The sequence below is a fragment of the Streptomyces sp. NPDC023541 genome (genome assembly GCF_055559995.1).
In genome coordinates this window covers 188,127-206,800 of record NZ_JBVHJO010000006.1, presented here as the reverse complement: position 1 = coordinate 206,800, position 18,674 = coordinate 188,127, and the positions used below count along the sequence as shown (strand labels likewise).

The following is an 18,674-nucleotide window of genomic DNA, read 5'->3' as shown; positions in this document are numbered from 1 at the left end:
TCATCGGTGATCACGACGCGGTACCACAAACGGCGTGGATGTTACGGTGGACACGCCCCTGAAGGTGTCGGGTGGAAAGAGGTGGGTTGATGACCGTCGCAGTGGTCGCGGCCGAGCGCTGCGAACTCCGGTGCATCCCCACTTCCCCCCGGGCGACCGGCCGGGCCTGATCCACCGCTCCCCCAGCGTGCGCCGAGGGGAGCCCCAGATCGGCCGGAGCCCCTTTTCAAGGGTTCACGTTGACCGACGACACCGATTTCACCGGCACCATCGACGACGCCGTCGAGGCGTTCTTCACCCTTCATCACGCACTGCCCCGGCAGGCTCCGGGCTCCGACGCGAGCACCCGCCGCCTGCTGTCCCTGTGCGGACCCCTGCCCGAGCGGCCCCGCGTCCTCGACCTGGGCTGCGGTCCGGGCCGCAGCGCGCTGCTGCTCGCAGCCGAGGCGGGCGGGTCCGCCGGCGGCGGCGCCGAGGTGACCGCCGTCGACCTGCACGCCCCCTTCCTCGACGAGCTCCGCACGGCCGCCGCCGCCCGCGGGCTCGCCGACCGGGTCCGCACCGTCGAGGCGGACATGAACGCGCTCCCCGCCGAGGAGGTCGAGGACGGCTCCTACGACCTCGTCTGGGCGGAGGGCTCCGCATACATCCTGGGCTTCGACACCGCGCTCGCGCGGTGGAAGCGGCTGCTCGCCCCGGGCGGCACGCTCGTGCTGACCGAGTGCGAGTGGACGGCCGCGCAGCCGTCCGCCGGAGCACGCGCCTTCTGGGACGCCCAGTACCCGCTGCGCTCGACCGCCGGCAACCTCGCGGCCGCCCGGGCCGCCGGCTACCGGGTACTCGGAGTGCACCCGCTGCCCGGCTCCGACTGGGACGAGTACTACGGCCCGCTCGCCGAGCGGGTCCGCGACCTCGGTGGCGAGCCCTCCCCCGCGATGGCGCGGGCACTGGCCGCCACCCGCGAGGAGCTGGGCGTACGGGCCCGTCACGGCCACGAGTACGGGTACACGGGCTACGTCCTGCGCCCGGTGGAGGCCGGTGACGGCGACGTCTGGCCGACCCGGCCGGAGACCGCGGCGGACACGGCCGCCGTACGGGCGGTCAATCTGGCGGCCTTCCAGACCCCTCTGGAAGCGGATCTCGTGGACGCCCTGCGCGCGGACGGCTCCTGGCTGCCGGGGCTGTCGTACGTGGCCGAGGCCCCCGACGGGTCGGTCGCGGCGCACGCCCTGCTCACCCGGTGCGAGGTCGGCGGCGCCCCGGCGCTGGCGCTGGCCCCGGTGGCCGTCGATCCGGCGCACCAGCGCTCGGGGGCGGGCAGTGCGGTCGTCCGGGCCCTGCTGGCGGCGGCCCGGGAGCGGGGCGAGTCGCTGGTGCTGGTCCTGGGGCACCCGTCCTACTACCCGCGCTTCGGTTTCACGGCCGCGTCGCGGTTCGGGATCCGGGCGCCCTTCGAGGTTCCGGACGGGGCCTTGATGGCGCTGGTGCTGGACGGTTCCGTCCCGGTCCCGGCGGGCACGATCACGTATCCGGCCCCGTTCGGAGTCTGACGCGCGTGAGCGGTGCGTGACGCGATCCGCCCCCCGTCGCCGAGGTCCTAGCACGCGACGGGGGGCGGACATGCACGGATCTCCGAAGTGGGGACAAGCCTCTTTTGTACGGCAGACTGAAGGCCGAAGTCCGAAGCGAAGGATGGGTATGCCGACCACACCAGCCACCGCCGCGAACAGCGCGTCCAACGGCACCGGTACTCAAGAACCGATCATGCTCGAACTGGTCGACGAGTCCGGCAACACCATCGGCACGGCGGAGAAGCTCTCCGCCCATCAGGCGCCCGGGCAGCTGCACCGGGCGTTCTCCGTGTTCCTGTTCGACGAGCAGGGCCGTCTGCTGCTCCAGCAGCGGGCCCTCGGGAAGTACCACTCGCCGGGCGTCTGGTCGAACACCTGTTGCGGCCACCCGTACCCCGGGGAGTCCCCGTTCGCGGCTGCGGCCCGACGGACCCACGAAGAGCTGGGGCTGTCGCCGTCGCTGCTCGCGCAGGCGGGAACGGTGCGCTACAACCACCCGGACCCCGCGTCGGGGCTCGTGGAGCAGGAGTTCAATCACCTGTTCGTGGGACTTGCGCAGGCTGCCGTGCGGCCGGATCCGGAAGAGGTCGAGGACACCGCCTTCGTCACCGCCGAGGAGCTGGCGAAGCGGCACGCCGAAGTGCCGTTCTCGGCCTGGTTCATGACCGTGCTGGACGCGGCGCGGCCCGCGATCCGCGAGCTGACCGGCGACGCGGCGGGCTGGTAGCCCGTACGCCGTCCCCGTCTCCCCCGCCGCTCGCCGTCGGCCGTCCGACGCTCAGCGGACGGTCGGCGGGGTGGCGAGCGGGAGGGCCGCCCAGATGACCTTGCCGCCGGTCGAGGTGTGCTCGACGTCGCAGGCCCCGCCGGCCTCCAGGGTGATCTCCCGGACGAGCAGCAGGCCGCGGCCGCCGGTCTGGCCGAAGTCGGCCTCCAGCGCCTTGGGGCGGTAGGGGTGGTTGTCCTCGACTGCCACCCGGATCCACTCGCGGCCGATCGCGACTTCGACCGCGACCTCGGGCGAGAGCAAAGCCGCGTGCCGGACCGAGTTCGTCACGAGTTCGGAGACGATCAGGAGCAGGGAGTACACGAGGTCCTGATCGGCCGGCACCCCCTGGCGCCCGAGCAGGTCCCGGACGGCCCGGCGGGCCTGCGGAACGGATTCTTCTACTGCGGGAGCGGTGAACCTCCACACGCCCTCGTAGGCGAGGGGGTCGGCCGGAGCCCCCGGCGCCCCCTCCTCGGCTTGCGGGCCGCTCCCGCTGGCGTCCATCTTCCGGCCCCCGTCTTCACGCTCGATCGTCTCCACGCGACAAGAGTGGGGAAGCCGCGGGTCGGGGCCGTACTGCTGACCAGAAGTCAGCGGCAATCGGACACTTTCTGACCACTGGCTTATGACAGCGTCAGTTGTTGGTCTGTTCCTGATCTTCTGCCGGACGCTTCTCGGCCGCATCGCCCGCCCCCTGCTCGGCGCCGGTCTCCGGCCCCGCCGCCGTCCCCGCCTCGTCTTCCCTGACCAACCCCAGAATGCGCCGCGCCCCCATGCCCATGGCGATGAGGCTCAGGCCGTCGAACAGCAGGGCGAGCGAGAAGAAGGTTCCGATCACGTACAGACTGTTGCCGGGCCAGTTGGAGAGGATCAGGAAGCCGAGCAGCACGCCGAAGGCTCCCTGGACGAGCGCGAGCCCGAAGTCGGCCCCGCGTACCACCAGTGCGCCGACCAGCCGGACCAGTCCCCCGGTGAGGAAGAGCAGGGCCGCGAACATGGTCAGCGCCTCGGCGCTCGCCTCTGGGCGGCGCAGGATCACGAAGCCCGCCGCGATGTTGAGTGCGGCGACGATGACGGCGAGCCAGAAGTGGCTGCTGCCCCGCGACTGCACCGCCTGCACCAGGCCGACCACGCCGCCGATGAGCAGCAGCCAGCCGAAGAGGAGCATCGAGGTCAGCGTGGCCAGGCCCGTGTGGACGAGACCGACCGCACCGGCCAGCACGAGGAGCACCCCGAGCACGGCCATCAGCCCGAAGCTGCGGCTGGCCTTCGCCTTCTCCCGCTGCGGTTGCCCGGTCCCGGCCGCGGTGCGCCGCGCACGGTCTGCGCCCATGGGCGTGCCACCTCCTCGCACCCCCGATGCACCCCCGGCGGACTCTCTGATCATAGGATTCACCGCCCGGGATAGCATCCGGCGCATGGACGCAGCCATGGACGCAACCCTCCTGCACACGGTCTCCGACGGGGTCGCCACCGTCGTCGTCTCGCACCCCGCCAAGCGCAACGCCATGACCGCCGCGATGTGGCGGGCGCTCCCCGGGCTGCTGGACGTCCTGGCGGGCGACCCGGCCGTACGGGTGCTCGTCCTGACCGGGGCCGGGCCGACGTTCTGCGCGGGCGCCGACATCTCCTCCCTCAACGGGGACGACGACCCGCGGGCCCTGGCCGTCGCGGCGGAGGAGGCCCTGGCGGCCTTCCCTAAGCCGACGCTGGCGGCGATCCGCGGGTTCTGCGTGGGCGGCGGCAGCCAGCTGGCGGCCGCGTGCGACCTGCGCTTCGCCGAGGAGGGGGCCTCCTTCGGGGTGACCCCGGCGAAGCTGGGCATCGTCTACCCGGCGTCCTCCACGCGCCGGCTCGCCTCCCTGGTGGGTCCGGCCTGGGCCAAGTACCTCCTCTTCTCCGCGGAGCTGATCGGGGCGGAGCAGGCGCTGCGCGCCGGGTTCCTGAACGAGCTGCTGCCGGCCGGTCAGCTGGACAAGCGCGTGGCCGAGTTCACCCGGATCCTGGCCTCCCGCTCGCAGCTGACCCAGGCGGCGGCCAAGGAGTTCGCGGACGGCCGCACCGACCGGGACGGCCACTGGGAGGCGCAGGCGGCCGGGAGCGACGACACCGCCGAGGGGGTCGCCGCGTTCCTGGACCGCCGGGCTCCGCACTTCACGTGGACGCCGTGACGACGGAGGACACGCTCTGAGGCCGTGTCCGCAGAGTCCCGCCCGCGCGGCGGGCCGCGGGCGGCCGACGCTCCTCTGCGGACACTCGCTAGCCCGGCATCCCGTGGCCGCGCAGCCGCGCGACGAGGGCGGCCGGGGCCTTGTCGGGCGAGCCGGCGTCGTAGGGCGGCTGGGGGTCGTACTCGGTCATCAGCTGGACGGCCCGGGCGAAGTCGTCTCCGGCGATGCGGCCGAGCAGGGTGAGTCCCATGTCGATTCCGGAGGACACCCCGGCGGCGGTCACGTACTTCCCGTCGAACACCACGCGCTCGCCGGTGGGCTCGGCACCGAACTTCGCCAGCTGGTCCAGGTACAGCCAGTGGCTGGTGGCCCGCCGTCCCTCCAGGAGCCCGGCGGAGGCCAGCAGCAGGGATCCGGTGCACACCGAGGTGGTCCAGGTGCTGCTGGCGTCGACCGTGCGCAGCCAGTCCATGACCACGCGATCGGCCATCTCCACTTCGGGGTGCGGCCCGCCGGGCACGAGGACGACGTCGGGGCGGGTGACCTCGTCGAGCCCCTTGTCGGCGACGAGCGCGAGCGCCCCGTTGTCGGTGCGCACGGGCCCGGGCCGCTCGGAGACGAAGACGACCTCGGCGCCGGTCAGCCGGCCGAGGGTGTCGAAGGGGCCGATGGCGTCGAGGGCGGTGAAGCGGTCGTAGAGCAGTACGGCGATCTGCATGGCTCCTCCGGAGCGGTCGAACGGCTGCGGCCCGGTCCCTGCACCCCCCGCACCGGCCCGTGGCAACGTATCGTGTTCGGACCACCTCACCTCGTGACCGCGGACCTGCCGTCAACCGGGGCCGGGTCGGCGCGCCGATAGGATCGGCCTCATCATGACTGCAACCCTCGTCGCCAAGAAGCTCACCGCCGCGCACGGCGAGCGCACACTGTTCGCCGATCTCGACCTCGTCGTCGCGCCCGGTGACGTCATCGGTCTCGTCGGCGTGAACGGCGCCGGGAAGTCGACCCTGCTGCGCCTGCTCGCCGGGCTGGACGCCCCCGAGACCGGGGAGCTGCGGCTCTCGCCGCCCACCGCCGCCGTCGGCCACCTCCCGCAGGAGCCGGAGCGCCGGCCCGAGGAGTCGGTCCGGGACTTCCTGGCCCGGCGTACGGGCGTGGCCACCGCTCAGGCGGAACTCGACGCGGCGACGCAGGGCCTGGTGGACGGCACGCCCGGCGCGGACGACGCGTACGCGACCGCGCTCGACCGGTGGCTGGACCTGGGCGGCGCAGACCTGGACGAGCGCGCCCAGGAGGTGGCCGACGAGCTGGGTCTCGCGGTCGGCCTGGACCTGCCGATGACGGCGCTCTCCGGCGGCCAGGCGGCCCGTGCGGGCCTGGCCTCGCTCCTGCTCTCCCGCTACGACGTCTTCCTGCTCGACGAGCCGACCAACGACCTGGACCTGGACGGTCTGGAACGGCTGGAGCGGTTCGTCAAGGGGTTGCGCGCCGGCACCGTCGTGATCAGCCACGACCGCGAGTTCCTGGCGCGGACCGTCACCAAGGTGCTCGAACTCGACCTGGCGCAGCAGCAGATCAACCTCTACGGCGGCGGCTACGACTCCTACCTCGAAGAACGCGCGCGGGCCCGCAGCCACGCGCGCGAGGAGTTCGAGGAGTACGCGGACAAGAGGGCCTCGCTCGAGGGGCGGGCCCAGATGCAGCGCAACTGGATGGACAAGGGCGTGCGCAATGCCCGCCGCAAGACCACCGACAACGACAAGATCGGCAAGGCGCTGCGCGGCGAGTCCAGCGAGAAGCAGGCCGCCAAGGCCCGCCAGACGCAGCGTGCCATCGAGCGGCTGGAGGTCGTCGAGGAGCCCCGCAAGGAGTGGGAGCTGCGCATGGAGATCGCGGCCGCCCCGCGCTCGGGCTCCGTGGTGGCCACTCTGCGCGAGGCGGCCGTCAAGCGCGGGGACTTCGCCTTCGGTCCGGCCAGCCTGCAGATCGACTGGGCGGACCGGGTGGCGATCACCGGGGCCAACGGCGCCGGCAAGTCCACCCTCCTCGCCGTGCTCCTGGGCCGGCTGGCCCCGGACTCCGGCTCCGCCGCCCTCGGTTCGGGCGTCCTGGTCGGCGAGGTCGACCAGGCACGCGGCCTGTTCCTCGGCGGCGAGCCCCTGCTGGAGGCGTTCTGCGCGGCGGTCCCCGACACCGAGCCCGCCGAAGTGCGCACACTGCTGGCCAAGTTCGGGCTGAAGGCAACTCACGTCCTGCGCCCGGCGGCGACCCTCTCCCCCGGCGAGCGCACCCGCGCGGCCCTGGCCCTGCTGCAGGGCCGCGGGGTGAACCTGCTGGTCCTGGACGAGCCGACCAACCACCTCGACCTGGCGGCGATCGAGCAGCTGGAGTCCGCCCTGGAGACTTACGAGGGCACCCTGCTGCTGGTCACGCACGACCGCCGGATGCTCGACGCGGTCCACGTGACCCGCCGCCTGGAGGTCTCGGCCGGCAAGGTCACCGAGCTGTAGCGGCGGCCGGGCCCGTCGCGCGTCCGGGCCGGTGACCCGTACGGGCCCGTCACACGTCCGGGCCCGTGACGCGTCCGGCCCGTCACGCCTCCGCGTCGGTCGGGGGGCGGCGCTTGCGGGCCATCTTCCGGGCGACGAAGGTGCGCGGGAGGTGGCGGACGGCGAGGGCGTAGGCCTGGTAGCGGCGGCCGGTGATGCTGACCGGGCGGCGCAGGGCCAGGTCCTTGAGCGCCTGCTCGACCACGGCCTCCGGCTCCAGCCAGACCGCGTCGCGCAGCGCGCTGACGTCCATCCCGGCGCGTTCCTGGAACTCGGTGCGGGTGAAACCGGGGACGACGGCCAGGACCCTGACGTTGTAGGGCTCCATGTCCACCCGGAGGGACTCGCTGAACGCGGTGATCCAGGCTTTGGCGGCCCCGTAGGTGCCCGTGGGCAGCAGTCCGGCCACCGAGGAGACGTTGACGACGGCCCCGCGGCGGCGCGCGCGCAGGCCGGGCAGCGCGGCGTGGGTGAGCCGCAGCGGGACCTTGACGAGCAGGTCGAGCATCCGCTCCTCGTCCTCGGCCGGGCTGTACGGGAAGGGCGCGGGGAGCCCGAAACCCGCGTTGTTGACCAGGATGTCCACGGGCCGGGCGCGGTCGGCGAGCCGTTCGGCGACCGCTGTCAGGTCCGCCGGGTCCAGCAGGTCGGCGGGCAGCACCTCGGAGGCGGTGCCGTACTCGCGGGCCAGTGCGTCGGCGACGGCGCCGAGCCGGTCCTTGTCGCGGGCGACGAGGACCAGGTCGCAGCCCTTGGCGGCGAATCCTCGGGCGAAGGCCGCGCCCAGTCCGGCGCTGGCTCCGGTGATCAGTACGGTGGTCACGACGCGTTCACTTCCTCGGTGGTGGCCGGCGAGGTGTAGGCCTCGGCGACGTCGACGAGGAACCGGGCCTCGTCCGCCAGGTCCCCGCCTTCGTTCGAACTCTGGATGGCCGCGGGCAGTTCCAGCGCGGCCGCCTCGCCCGCCTGCCCGGGCAGTCCGGCGAGCTTGGCCCGCCGTGCGTCCTTCAGTACGCGGGCCAGCGCGGCCGCGGTGCGCCGCTGCTCGGGGATCCCGTGGCCGGCGACGTGGCCGCGCGCCTGCTCCAGGGCGCCCGGACGGGCGTACTCCCCCAGGATCAGGATGGCGTCGCGCGTCTCGATGACCTTGCGGTAGACCAGCAGGTCGCGCTGGACCGGCGGCCACAGCAGTTCCGCCACCCGGGAGCTCCTCGGCTTGTTGAGGGCGACGTGCGGAACCGCCTCGACCAGGTCCCGCCACAGCGGCCACAGGCGCCAGGCGGTGGCGATGTCGGCGAAGGTGCGGCGGAAGGTGAACAGGGTGGGCACGAGGATCGCGGCCGCGCGCAGCAGGCCGTGCAGGTTCATCAGCAGCGGGAGGGCGGGCATCGCCCAGGTGCTGGCGAACAGCGCCTTGGCCAGGTAGGCCAGCCAGAACAGTCCGGCGAGCGCGGTACCGAGGCCGAAGAGGCGCAGGCCGGCCGCCAGCCCGCGGCTCCGGGTGCGCCGGCTGTAGCGCCAGCACAGCGCCACGCAGAGGGTGTTGGCGATGACGTGGGCCGAGATCAGCACGAGCCAGTACGCGAGGGACGGCACCGGGTCGCCGACCGGGGGCATGGTGTGCGTGCCGTGGCCGGGCGCGGCGGCGTCCAGGGCCACGAGGACGGCCAGCCAGGCCGTGGTGGCGGCGCAGGAGGCGAGTTGGAGGCGGCGGCCGCGGGTGGCGGCGGCGACGAAGTAGAGCACGGCGCCCGCCGACAGCACCCCGATGAGGTTGCGGACGAGGCCGATGGCGTGGGCGTAGGCCGCGCCCCGGTCCATGGCGTAGGCGACGACCTCGGGCAGGTTCAGGGTCATCGCGGCGGCGGCGGTCGCGACGGCCAGCCACAGCCCGCGCTGCTGGGGCGAGCGCAGGGCGCCCGGGGCGCGCAGCAGCACGGCGGCCCACAGGCACACCACGCCGGGGACGGCGAGCCAGTTGCCGAAGTCGGTCAGGTCATTCGCCATCGGTGCCCCGCTCGTACCCCATGGCGGACTCCAGGCGGGCCAGGGTGCCCCGTTCCCGGGCGGGGGTGCGCGGGCCGGCGTTCGCGGTGCGGATGCGGATCATGCTGGCGAGCATCTCCGCCTCCTGTTCCTGGCGGGTGGTGTAGTTGGTGCGTCCGAGCACGACGGGGGCGCCGTCGTCGGTGTCCTCGCCCTCCAGCGAGTTGTGTCCGAAGAGGATGTGGCCGAGCTCGTGGAGGACGATGTGCTCGCGGTGCAGCGGGGTGGTCTGCGCCTCGTAGAAGACGTAGTCGACGCTGGCCGTGCCCACCCACAGGCCGCAGACCCCGGATTCAGCCGCCTCCTTGGGGAGCGGGTGGAGCCGGATGGGGCGGCCGCGCTGCTCGGCCATCCGTGCGCACAGGACGTCGAGGGAGAACGGGTGGGTCAGATCCAGATGGCCGAGAATGTTCTCGCACCTTTTGCGAAGGCTGAGTTGCCGGTGGGACATGTGATCCCTCTTCGGACCCTTTCCGGGGCAGCGTCGGTAGGCGTGTGTGGGCATGGGCATGACGTCCTGTGCCTTCAAGGCGGCCTCGGGGAATGCAGTCCTGAGGGAGGAAACACGGAAGCCCGTCCGCCGGTGACGAACGGGCGTTCCACCATGCCTACAGATCTTGTACGCGAGTTGGCAAGGAAAGTCCCCAGGTGGGGAACCTATTCGGCCATCACGAACGAAGATCCTCACGCGCCGGGTGGCCGGGGGCCGCCCCTGGGGGTGCGGAAGTCCTCCCGCACCCCCGCGACGCCCGGGTCACCGCTTGCGGCGCTCCTCGGGAGCGGTGAGGCCGGCCCGGCGCAGGGCGTCGGCCATCGCGCTGTTCGCGGGGGCGGGTGCGCCGCCGCCCTGCCGCTGCCGGCCCTGGCCGCCGCCCTGGGACTGGCCGCGTTCGCCCTGGTTGCGGCCGCCGCCCTGGCCGGCCGCACCGCCGCGCTGCTGCGGGGGACGGCCGCCGCCGCGCCGCTCGTCGCGCTGGCGCGGGGCGCCGGCACCGCGTTCCGCCCCGGCCTCGTCCTCCAGCCGCAGGGTCAGCGAGATCCGTTTGCGCGGGATGTCGACGTCCATGACCTTGACGCGGACGATGTCGCCGGGCTTGACCACGTCCCGGGGGTCCTTGACGAAGGTCTTCGACAGCGCCGAGACGTGCGCCAGACCGTCCTGGTGGACGCCGATGTCGATGAAGGCGCCGAAGGCGGCCACGTTGGTGACGACGCCCTCCAGGATCATCCCCGGGGCCAGGTCGCCGATCTTCTCGACACCCTCCTTGAAGGTCGCCGTCTTGAAGGCGGGGCGCGGGTCGCGGCCGGGCTTCTCCAGCTCGCGCAGGATGTCGGTCACCGTGGGCAGACCGAAGGCCTCGGTGACGAACTGCTCGGGCCGCAGGGAGCGCAGGACGCCGGTGTTGCCGATGAGCGCGGCCACCTCGCCGCCCGCCGTCTTCCCCATCGCCCGGACCACCGGATAGGCCTCGGGGTGCACGGCGGAGGCGTCCAGCGGGTCGTCCCCGCCGCGGATCCGCAGGAAGCCCGCGCACTGCTCGTACGCCTTGGGGCCGAGGCGGGCCACGTCCTTGAGGCCCTTGCGGTTGCTGAAGGGGCCGTTGGCGTCGCGGTGGGCGACGATGTTCTCGGCGAGGGTCCCGCTGATGCCGGAGACCCGCGAGAGCAGGGGCGCGGAGGCGGTGTTGACGTCGACGCCGACGCCGTTCACACAGTCCTCGACCACCGCGTCGAGGGAGCGGGACAGCTTCACCTCGGACAGGTCGTGCTGGTACTGGCCGACGCCGATGGACTTCGGGTCGATCTTGACCAGTTCGGCCAGCGGGTCCTGGAGGCGGCGGGCGATGGAGACGGCGCCGCGCAGCGACACGTCCATGCCGGGCAGTTCCTGCGAGGCGAAGGCGGAGGCGGAGTACACGGAGGCGCCCGCCTCCGAGACCATCACCTTGGTGAGCCCGAGGTCGGGGTGGCGGGAGATCAGGTCCCCGGCCAGCTTGTCGGTCTCCCGGGACGCGGTGCCGTTGCCGATGGCGACCAGCTCGACCGCGTGCTCCTTCGCGAGGCGGGCCAGCTTGGCGATCGACTCGTCCCACTTGTTGGCGGGCACGTGCGGGTAGATCACGTCGGTGGCCACGACCTTGCCGGTGGCGTCCACGACGGCGACCTTCACACCGGTACGGAAGCCCGGGTCGAGGCCGAGGGTGGCCCGGGTGCCGGCGGGCGCCGCGAGCAGCAGGTCGCGCAGGTTCGACGCGAAGACGCGCACGGCCTCGTCCTCGGCGGCCTGGCGCAGCCGCATCCGCAGGTCGATGCCGAGGTGCACCTGGATTTTGGTGCGCCAGCACCAGCGGACCGTGTCGGCGAGCCACTTGTCACCGGGGCGGCCGCGGTCGGCGACGCCGAAGCGGCGCGCGATCATGCCCTCGTAGGTGGAGGGGCCGGGGGTGCCGGCGTCCTCGGGGGCCTCCGGCTCCAGGTTGAGGTCGAGGACCTCCTCCTTCTCGCCGCGCAGCATGGCGAGGACGCGGTGCGAGGGCAGCGCGGTGAACGGCTCGGCGAAGTCGAAGTAGTCGGCGAACTTGGCGCCGGCCTCCTCCTTGCCCTCGCGGACCTTCGCGGCGAGCCGGCCGCGGCCCCACATGCGCTCGCGGAGCTCGCCGATGAGGTCGGCGTCCTCGGCGAACCGCTCGGTGAGGATGGCGCGGGCGCCCTCCAGGGCGGCAGCCGGGTCGGCGACGCCCTTGTCGGCGTCGACGAACGCGGCCGCCGCGGCGGCCGGTTCCACCGACGGGTCGGCCAGCAGGCCGTCCGCGAGGGGTTCCAGGCCGGCCTCGCGGGCGATCTGCGCCTTGGTCCGGCGCTTGGGCTTGAAGGGCAGGTAGATGTCCTCCAGGCGCGCCTTGGTGTCGGCCGCGTTGATCCGGGCCTCCAGCTCGGCGTCGAGCTTGCCCTGCTCCCGTACGGAGTCCAGGATCGCCGCGCGCCGGTCCTCCAGCTCGCGCAGATACCTCAGCCGCTCCTCGAGGGTGCGCAGCTGGGCGTCGTCGAGCATCTCGGTCGCTTCCTTGCGGTAGCGCGCGATGAACGGCACGGTGGAGCCGCCGTCGAGCAGCTCGACGGCGGCCTTGACCTGCCGCTCCCGTACGCCGAGCTCCTCGGCGATCCTGCCTTCGATGGACATCGTCACGATCGGGTCCCGCCTGCCTTCGTTTGCACTGGAAGGCTGCCAATTGTGGCAGGTGGTCGTGACGGACCGCGGGAGCCCTGCCCGTCAGGCCCTGCCCATGAGGTCCCTCGGGAAGGCTCCTGCGGTCACGGCCTTGACGACGAGGGCGCCGCCGAGCTCGGTGAGGCGGGCCAGTCCGTCCGCGCCCAGGTGCTCGTAGGGTGCCGCGTCGAGGCGGTCGGTGTCGCTCTCCAGCTGCTCGCGCAGGGCCGCGCCGTCCTCGGTCAGCTCGCCGGCGGCGTCGAGCACGCCGCGCTCGCGCAGGCGGCCGGCCGCGGCGTCGAGGTCGTCCTGCGTCCAGCCGCGCATGCCCTTGAGCCACTTCGGGGTCATGCCCTTGCCCGTGGCGGTGTGGCTGACCAGTGCCTCGACCGGGTCCAGGCCCGCGAGGAGGAGGGCGGCGAGGTGGCCGTCGCCGCGGTGCTCGCGCAGCAGGGTGGCGGCGTGCCACAGCCGCAGGTGCGGCTCTTCGGGTACGGGCAGGTCGGCGTGGGCCGCGTACAGCGTGCGGCCGTGCCGGGTGCAGCCTTCGGTGGCGCGCATCGCCAGGTCGGCGGCCTCGGCCACCTCGGGGGACTTCACGGTGTCGGCGCCGAGCAGGCGGGTCAGGGCGGCGTCCGCGGCGCGCAGCCGGGCGGCGAGGGCCTGGTCCGGGGTGACGGTGTTCCAGACGGCGGGCAGGTGCCGGGCGACGAGGTCGTGGCGGTAGTTGTAGAAGGCGGCGGTGACCGCGCCGGCCCCGACGGCCCCCATCGCGGCTGAGCGGTGCGCCAGGTTGACCGCGACGGGGTCGGTTGTCCCGAGGGCGGCGAACTCCTCGGCGATCTCCGGCGAGAAGTACACGGTGGCGTGCAGCGGGTTGACGGCAGCATGCCAGCAGCGTCGCGCGGCGAGCGGGTGAAGGGTCATGCGCGGCACGATACCGACTGTTCGGTATCCCTGACAGCCTGCCGGGAGCCTCGTCGGGCAGTGGTCTGTCAGCAACTGGGCAGCCGCTGTCGCCACGACACCGCGCCCGAAATTCCGAGTGCCAACGACACCGCCAACGCCGCGATCTCCATGGCGCCCCCTCCGGTCGACACTCACGAGCCTCCGTTCCCCACCGGGCGCTGCCCCACACTGCCGAGGGGGCGTGAAGGCGACCGGACGCCTTCGGGGACGGGTGCACGGCGGGCAGGCGTCGTGCCGATCCGGACGATCCGCCGGGTGCGGACGGGGCGGTCGGCGGCGGCGTCGGGTCCGGGTGGCCGGGCGGTCGGACCGCAGGCCGGGGCGGGTGCGGCCGGGTGCGGGCAGCACCCGCGCGGGCGGCTCAGCGGCGTTCCGCCCGCGGACACGTGACGGCCGAATGGCGATCGTGTGACAGCGGGGGTCATGGACATGACCTGAGGGTCCAGGGGTGAATACGGTCGAGCGACGACCTTGAACCGAGCTGTCTCCCCTACCACTTGGAGTCATTCGTGCACCGCAAAGTCATCGTCCCGAGCGTGCTCGCCGCTTCCCTCCTGCTGGTGATCCCGGCGTCGGCGGCGAGCTCCGGTCCGGGCGCCCCGGGTATCGGCGATCCCTACTACCCGGCCAGCGGCAACGGCGGATACGACGTGTCGCACTACGACCTGCGCCTGAAGTACCAGCCGACGACGGACCTGCTCGAAGGCACCGCGACCCTGATCGCCACGGCCAAGCAGGACCTGTCGCGCTTCAACCTCGACTTCGGCCTGCAGGTCAGGGAGATCCGGGTGAACGGCGCCAAGGCGAAGTTCGCCACGTCCGGCGCCCACGAGCTGGAGGTGACCCCGGCGAAGCCGCTGGCCCGCAACACCCCGCTGACCGTGGTCGTCACGTACGCGGGCAAGCCGTCCGAGCTGAAGGTCGACGGCTGGACGGCGTGGCACCGCACCCCCGACGGCGGTGTGGCGGCGCAGGAACCCGACTCGGCGGTGTGGTGGTTCCCGAGCAACGACCACCCGCTGGACAAGGCCACCTTCGACGTCTCGGTCAACGTGCCCGACGGCACCCAGGCCATCAGCAACGGCGTCCTCCAGTCGCAGACCTCGCGGCTCGGCTGGACCCGGTACAACTGGCGCTCCAACAAGCCGCAGGCCACCTACCTGGCCACGCTTGCCGTCGGCAAGTTCGACATCACCACCGACAGGACGGCGAGCGGCCTGCCGATCGTCAACGCGTACAGCAAGGACCTCGGCGACAACGCGGGGGCCGCGCGCGCGAGCGTGGAGCGGACGGGCGAGGTCACCGAGTGGCTGGAGGGGGTCTTCGGGCCGTACCCCTTCAACGCGCTGGGCGGCTACGTGCCGAACGTGAACGCCGGCTTCGCCCTGGAGACCCAGACACGGCCGTTCTACGGTCCGCGGCAGTTCCAGAACGGCGCGAACGTCTCGGTGGTCGTGCACGAGCTGGCCCACCAGTGGTACGGCGACAGCGTCTCGGTGGAGGGCTGGAAGGACATCTGGATCAACGAGGGCTTCGCCCGCTACAGCCAGTGGCTGTGGTCGGAGAAGGAGGGTGAGGGCACCGCTCAGGAGCTCGCCGACTGGGCCTACTCCCTGCGCCCGGCGCAGGACGCCTTCTGGCAGGTCAAGCCGGGTGACCCCGGTCCGGAGAACCAGTTCCACGGGGCCGTCTACGACCGCGGCGCGATCGCCCTGCAGGCGCTGCGCAACGAGATCGGCGACGAGAAGTTCTTCCAGATCCTCAAGGGCTGGCCGACCGAGCGGGCCTACGGCAACGCCAAGGTCGGGGACTTCGTCCGGTACGCGGAGAAGGTCTCCCGCAAGCCGCTGGCCCAGCTGTTCGAGACCTGGCTCTACACCCCGGGCAAGCCCGACGCGTCGGCACTGAACCCGGCGGCGGCCACGGCCGAGGCCCGCTCGGCCCAGCGGTCCGCCCCGGCGAAGCCCGACGCGGAGCCGAAGTCCTGGAAGAAGATCGCGGAGACGAACACGATCCACAACCACTGACGGGAGCGACCGGTGGGCAGCGCCGCCGGCTCCCGGTACGCGGCTCCCGGTACGCGGCTCCCGGTACGCGGCTCCCGGTACGCGGCTCCCGGTACGCGGCTCCCGGTACGCGGCTCCCGGTACGCGGCCCCCGCAGCCCGCGGGGGCCGCGTGCCGTACCCGGGGGCCGTCAGCGGCGTCCCGCGTGCCACTCCGCGCGCGCCCGGTAGGCGATCGGCAGGTAGCGCAGCCGCTCCGGAAGCAGAGGGACGATCAGGCGGACGGCCGTGCTGAAGCGCCGCAGCCGGCGTTCCTGCGCCGGGCTCCACTCCAGCCCGATCGCGGCGCGCGCCTCCGGCGGCATGTACCCGGCGGTGACGAAGGCCCGCAGGCGCAGGAAGGCCGCCCGCACGGCGGGCCATGTCAGCCGGAGCAGCAGCCGTACGAGGAGCGGGCCGCCCTCCGGCCGGGGCAGCGGCACGTCGGTGGCGACCAGCTCGCGGGCGACCGCGGTCGGCTCGATCTCCTCGGCCAGCATCCGCGCCCAGTAGGTCCAGTACTCCTCGATGGTCTGCGGCATGTCACGGTCGCGCAGGCCGAGGATCCGGCCGACCTGGAGCCATTCCCGGTAGAGCCGCTGCTCCTGGGCGGGGGTGAAGCGGCGCAGCAGGTAGCGCCCGGCGTACAGGTAGACCGGGAAGCCGGTGGCGTGCACCCACGCGTAGCAGGCGGGGTCGAGGGAGTGGTAGCGGCGGCCGCGGGTGTCGGTGCCCTGGATGTCCTTGTGCAGGCGGCGTACCCTGCGGCCCTCCTCGGCGGCGGCCTCACCGCCGTACACCCACAGCTGGACCGAGCGCAGGGAGCGCTCGCCGCGGCCCCAGGGGTCGGTGCGGAAGACGGAGTACTGGTCGACGCCTGCCGCGATGGCCGGGTGCGCGACCTGCAGGGTGAAGGCGGCGGGCAGCATCAGCAGCGCGCGGACGTCGCCGGCGATGGTCCACAGCACGCCGCCCGGCGGGGGCGGCGCGGGGTCGGTGCGGCGCGTGGCCGCAGGTCCGGCGGGGTCTGCCGGGTCCGTCTTCGTCATATGACAAGTATGCGAGCACCGGACGGCCGTCTTACGGACAGAAAGTCGCTGCACGGGTGTTACCCAGAGGTAACTGCTGCTGCTTGTATGACGGCGTCGATCTTCCCCCGCAGGAATGACGGAGACCTTCATGCTGCTTCCCACGACCCGCTCGCGCCGCGCCGCCGCCACGGCCGTCGCCGCGGTCGCCGCAGGCGCACTGGCCACCACCGCCGCGCCCGCCGCCACGGCCGCGGAGAACGCCGCCGCCCCGCGGCTCAGCGTCCTGTCGTACAACGTGTTCCTGATGAGCAAGAGCCTTTACCCGAACTGGGGCCAGGACCACCGGGCCGCGGAGATCCCCAGGACGTCCTTCTACAAGGGCCACGACGTGGTCGTGCTCCAGGAGGCCTTCGACAACAGCTCCTCGGACGCGCTGAAGGCGAATTCCGCCGCGCAGTACCCGTACCAGACCCCGGTCGTCGGCCGCAGCAAGAACGGCTGGGACGCCACGGGCGGCGCCTACTCCTCCACCACCCCGGAGGACGGCGGCGTGACGATCCTCAGCAAGTGGCCGATCGTCCGCAAGGAGCAGTTCGTCTACAAGGACGCCTGCGGCGCCGACTGGTGGTCCAACAAGGGCTTCGCCTACGTCGTGCTGAACGTGAACGGCGCCAAGGTGCACGTGGTCGGCACCCACGCGCAGTCCACCGACCCGGGCTGCGGCGCGGGTGAGGCGGCGCAGATGCGGGCCCGTCAGTTCCGGGCCGTCGACGCCTTCCTGGACGCCAAGAACATCCCGGCGAACGAGCAGGTCATCCTGGCGGGCGACCTCAACGTCGATTCGCGCACCCCCGAGTACGCGAGCCTGCTCGCCGACGCCGACCTGGCCGACGCCGATTCGCGCACGGGCCACCCGTACTCCTTCGACACCGCGATGAACTCCATAGCGAACTACCGCTACCCGACGGACCCGCGCGAGGACCTGGACTACGTCCTCTACCGCAAGGGCAACGCCCGTCCGGCGGGCTGGGAGAACAACGTGGTCAAGGAGGAGTCGGCGCCCTGGACGGTCTCCAGCTGGGGCACCTCCTACACCTACACCAACCTCTCCGACCATTATCCTGTTGTGGGGTATGTGGCCTCGTAGGTGACCGAGGCGCTACCGACACCTTGGAGAGCTGCGCCTCCAGAGCGGCCCGCTGCCCGCCCACATCCGGCGCCGTGCGGGGGGCGGGCACGACCACCGTGCCGGCCGCGATCGCGTCGATCTCCTCCCGGACCTCGATGAGCCAGTCGTACACACGCGCCTCGACGACTGCGCGCCGGATCCACACCGTGTCGTGCACGACCGCGTGCAGGGCCTTGGCGCCGCAGTGGTAGGCGTAGCAGGACTGGCCGTGTGCGTTGTCGTTGAGCGGGTAGCCGCCGCACTCGCCGCAGCGGATGAGCCCGGTCAGCGGGTAAGCGGGATTGTGGCTACGGGGTGACATGGCACGGCGGGCCTCGCGACGCTCGCGGTAGCCGTCCCACTCCTCCCCCGTCCAGATCGCCTCGTGCTCTGCGGGCAGTTGGGAGTAGTGCGGGGGCTTTTGGCAGCGGCCGGGGTCGCCGCATTGGACGTCCCGGCGGTGGGTGACGAGCAGGCCGGCGCCGAAGCCGCTGTCGTAGTACGAGCGGACGGTCTGGTCCTGCCACGGGCGGCCGCGGGTATTCAGGACCCCAAACTCGTTCCACCGGGTGGCGATCTTGCCGTACCCGGTGCGCCCGGCGATGTAGCCCGTGAGGCCCTCGACAGACAGCTCGGCCAGGTCGGGGTGGACTTCGTAGCGCTCATCGAGATGGTCATTAAGGTCGCTGAGGCGCCCGAGCGATTCGCCTTCATCCTCCAGCGCGTCGGCAAGCTCACCCCGCACCAGGCCCGGCAGCAGGCCGAGCAGCGCGCCGAGCAGGCCGAGGCCGCCATCGCCCGCGTACGAGCCGCGCACTTGGAGACCGCCGACGGCCGGTGTTCAGGCTGCCTCGTCCGCTGGCCGTGCCCCGACGTCTGCCGCCTCGACGGCCCGCCCGGCTGCCGGAACTGCGACGAGTACCACAACCGCCCCGCCTGAGCATGCGCGAGGGGCGCATCCACCGTCCGGCACAGACCGGATGCGCCCCCAGGTGGCCACACCGTACCCCGCCCAGCCCACGGAGCACACGATGACCACCAGCACCGCCACCACCCTCGCCCAGCTCGACCTCATCGCTGGCCACTGGACCGACCTCCACCCACTGCGCACCGCCCGCCCCCACGGCGCATGGGGGGGGGGGGGGGGC

The 18,674-nt window shown here is 72.7% G+C and carries 16 protein-coding genes; 6 read left to right on the top strand and 10 right to left on the bottom strand.

What is annotated here, in order from left to right:
* Window positions 1-239: 239 nt before the first annotated feature.
* Together ACZ3X1_RS17310 and idi are read left to right on the top strand one after the other, a co-directional pair.
* Entirely contained in the window at window positions 240-1,550 is a 1,311-nt protein-coding gene (locus ACZ3X1_RS17310) for a GNAT family N-acetyltransferase (RefSeq protein WP_467280151.1), read from the top strand.
* Window positions 1,551-1,698: 148 nt separating this feature from the next.
* The gene (idi, locus tag ACZ3X1_RS17305) at window positions 1,699-2,298 is read left to right on the top strand and encodes an isopentenyl-diphosphate Delta-isomerase (protein ID WP_030649398.1); all 600 of its coding nucleotides are present in this window, start codon (window positions 1,699-1,701) and stop codon (window positions 2,296-2,298) included.
* Window positions 2,299-2,349: 51 nt separating this feature from the next.
* Here idi and ACZ3X1_RS17300 read toward each other — a convergent pair whose 3' ends face one another.
* Window positions 2,350-2,880 (bottom strand): ATP-binding protein, encoded by a 531-nt coding sequence (locus tag ACZ3X1_RS17300; RefSeq protein WP_356811932.1) that lies wholly within the window; start codon window positions 2,878-2,880, stop codon window positions 2,350-2,352.
* Window positions 2,881-2,974: 94 nt separating this feature from the next.
* Window positions 2,975-3,673 (bottom strand): HdeD family acid-resistance protein, encoded by a 699-nt coding sequence (locus ACZ3X1_RS17295; RefSeq protein WP_467280150.1) that lies wholly within the window; start codon window positions 3,671-3,673, stop codon window positions 2,975-2,977.
* Window positions 3,674-3,770: 97 nt separating this feature from the next.
* Between ACZ3X1_RS17295 and ACZ3X1_RS17290 the strand changes: the two genes are divergently transcribed.
* Window positions 3,771-4,511 carry an enoyl-CoA hydratase/isomerase family protein gene (locus ACZ3X1_RS17290; protein ID WP_390074653.1) on the top strand — a complete coding sequence of 247 codons (741 nt, stop codon included), beginning with the start codon at window positions 3,771-3,773 and terminating at the stop codon, window positions 4,509-4,511.
* Window positions 4,512-4,599: 88 nt separating this feature from the next.
* Here ACZ3X1_RS17290 and ACZ3X1_RS17285 read toward each other — a convergent pair whose 3' ends face one another.
* Window positions 4,600-5,229 (bottom strand): DJ-1/PfpI family protein, encoded by a 630-nt coding sequence (locus tag ACZ3X1_RS17285; protein ID WP_467280149.1) that lies wholly within the window; start codon window positions 5,227-5,229, stop codon window positions 4,600-4,602.
* Window positions 5,230-5,383: 154 nt separating this feature from the next.
* On the opposite strand from ACZ3X1_RS17285, the gene ACZ3X1_RS17280 reads away from it, so the two are divergent.
* Entirely contained in the window at window positions 5,384-7,021 is a 1,638-nt protein-coding gene (locus tag ACZ3X1_RS17280) for an ABC-F family ATP-binding cassette domain-containing protein (protein WP_467280148.1), read from the top strand.
* Between the two features lie 82 nt (window positions 7,022-7,103).
* On the opposite strand, the gene ACZ3X1_RS17275 is transcribed toward ACZ3X1_RS17280, so the two are convergent.
* The 5 genes from ACZ3X1_RS17275 to ACZ3X1_RS17255 all read right to left on the bottom strand — a co-directional run bounded on the left by ACZ3X1_RS17275 (window position 7,104) and on the right by ACZ3X1_RS17255 (window position 13,241).
* Window positions 7,104-7,883, bottom strand: a complete 780-nt coding sequence (locus tag ACZ3X1_RS17275; RefSeq protein WP_467280147.1) for an SDR family NAD(P)-dependent oxidoreductase — start codon at window positions 7,881-7,883, stop codon at window positions 7,104-7,106.
* The gene (locus ACZ3X1_RS17270; RefSeq protein WP_467280146.1) at window positions 7,880-9,067 is read right to left on the bottom strand and encodes an MAB_1171c family putative transporter; all 1,188 of its coding nucleotides are present in this window, start codon (window positions 9,065-9,067) and stop codon (window positions 7,880-7,882) included. The genes ACZ3X1_RS17275 and ACZ3X1_RS17270 overlap by 4 nt, the downstream gene beginning before the upstream one ends.
* Entirely contained in the window at window positions 9,057-9,557 is a 501-nt protein-coding gene (locus tag ACZ3X1_RS17265; RefSeq protein WP_467280145.1) for a hypothetical protein, read from the bottom strand. The genes ACZ3X1_RS17270 and ACZ3X1_RS17265 overlap by 11 nt, the downstream gene beginning before the upstream one ends.
* A gap of 303 nt (window positions 9,558-9,860) precedes the next feature.
* Entirely contained in the window at window positions 9,861-12,293 is a 2,433-nt protein-coding gene (locus ACZ3X1_RS17260) for a Tex family protein (protein ID WP_467280144.1), read from the bottom strand.
* Window positions 12,294-12,377: 84 nt separating this feature from the next.
* Window positions 12,378-13,241, bottom strand: a complete 864-nt coding sequence (locus tag ACZ3X1_RS17255) for an SCO6745 family protein (RefSeq protein ID WP_467280143.1) — start codon at window positions 13,239-13,241, stop codon at window positions 12,378-12,380.
* 551 nt (window positions 13,242-13,792) lie between these two features.
* On the opposite strand from ACZ3X1_RS17255, the gene ACZ3X1_RS17250 reads away from it, so the two are divergent.
* On the top strand, window positions 13,793-15,310 hold the full coding sequence (locus tag ACZ3X1_RS17250) for a M1 family metallopeptidase (protein WP_362623280.1): 1,518 nt from the start codon (window positions 13,793-13,795) through the stop codon (window positions 15,308-15,310).
* A gap of 169 nt (window positions 15,311-15,479) precedes the next feature.
* On the opposite strand, the gene ACZ3X1_RS17245 is transcribed toward ACZ3X1_RS17250, so the two are convergent.
* Window positions 15,480-16,376: an oxygenase MpaB family protein gene (locus tag ACZ3X1_RS17245; protein WP_467280142.1), complete on the bottom strand. Its 897-nt coding sequence runs from the start codon at window positions 16,374-16,376 to the stop codon at window positions 15,480-15,482.
* Window positions 16,377-16,506: 130 nt separating this feature from the next.
* Between ACZ3X1_RS17245 and sph the strand changes: the two genes are divergently transcribed.
* Window positions 16,507-17,505: a sphingomyelin phosphodiesterase gene (gene sph / locus ACZ3X1_RS17240; RefSeq protein ID WP_390073879.1), complete on the top strand. Its 999-nt coding sequence runs from the start codon at window positions 16,507-16,509 to the stop codon at window positions 17,503-17,505.
* Here the strand turns inward: sph and ACZ3X1_RS17235 are convergent.
* Entirely contained in the window at window positions 17,402-18,343 is a 942-nt protein-coding gene (locus ACZ3X1_RS17235; protein ID WP_467280141.1) for a recombinase family protein, read from the bottom strand. The genes sph and ACZ3X1_RS17235 overlap by 104 nt on opposite strands.
* Window positions 18,344-18,674: the final 331 nt, after the last annotated feature.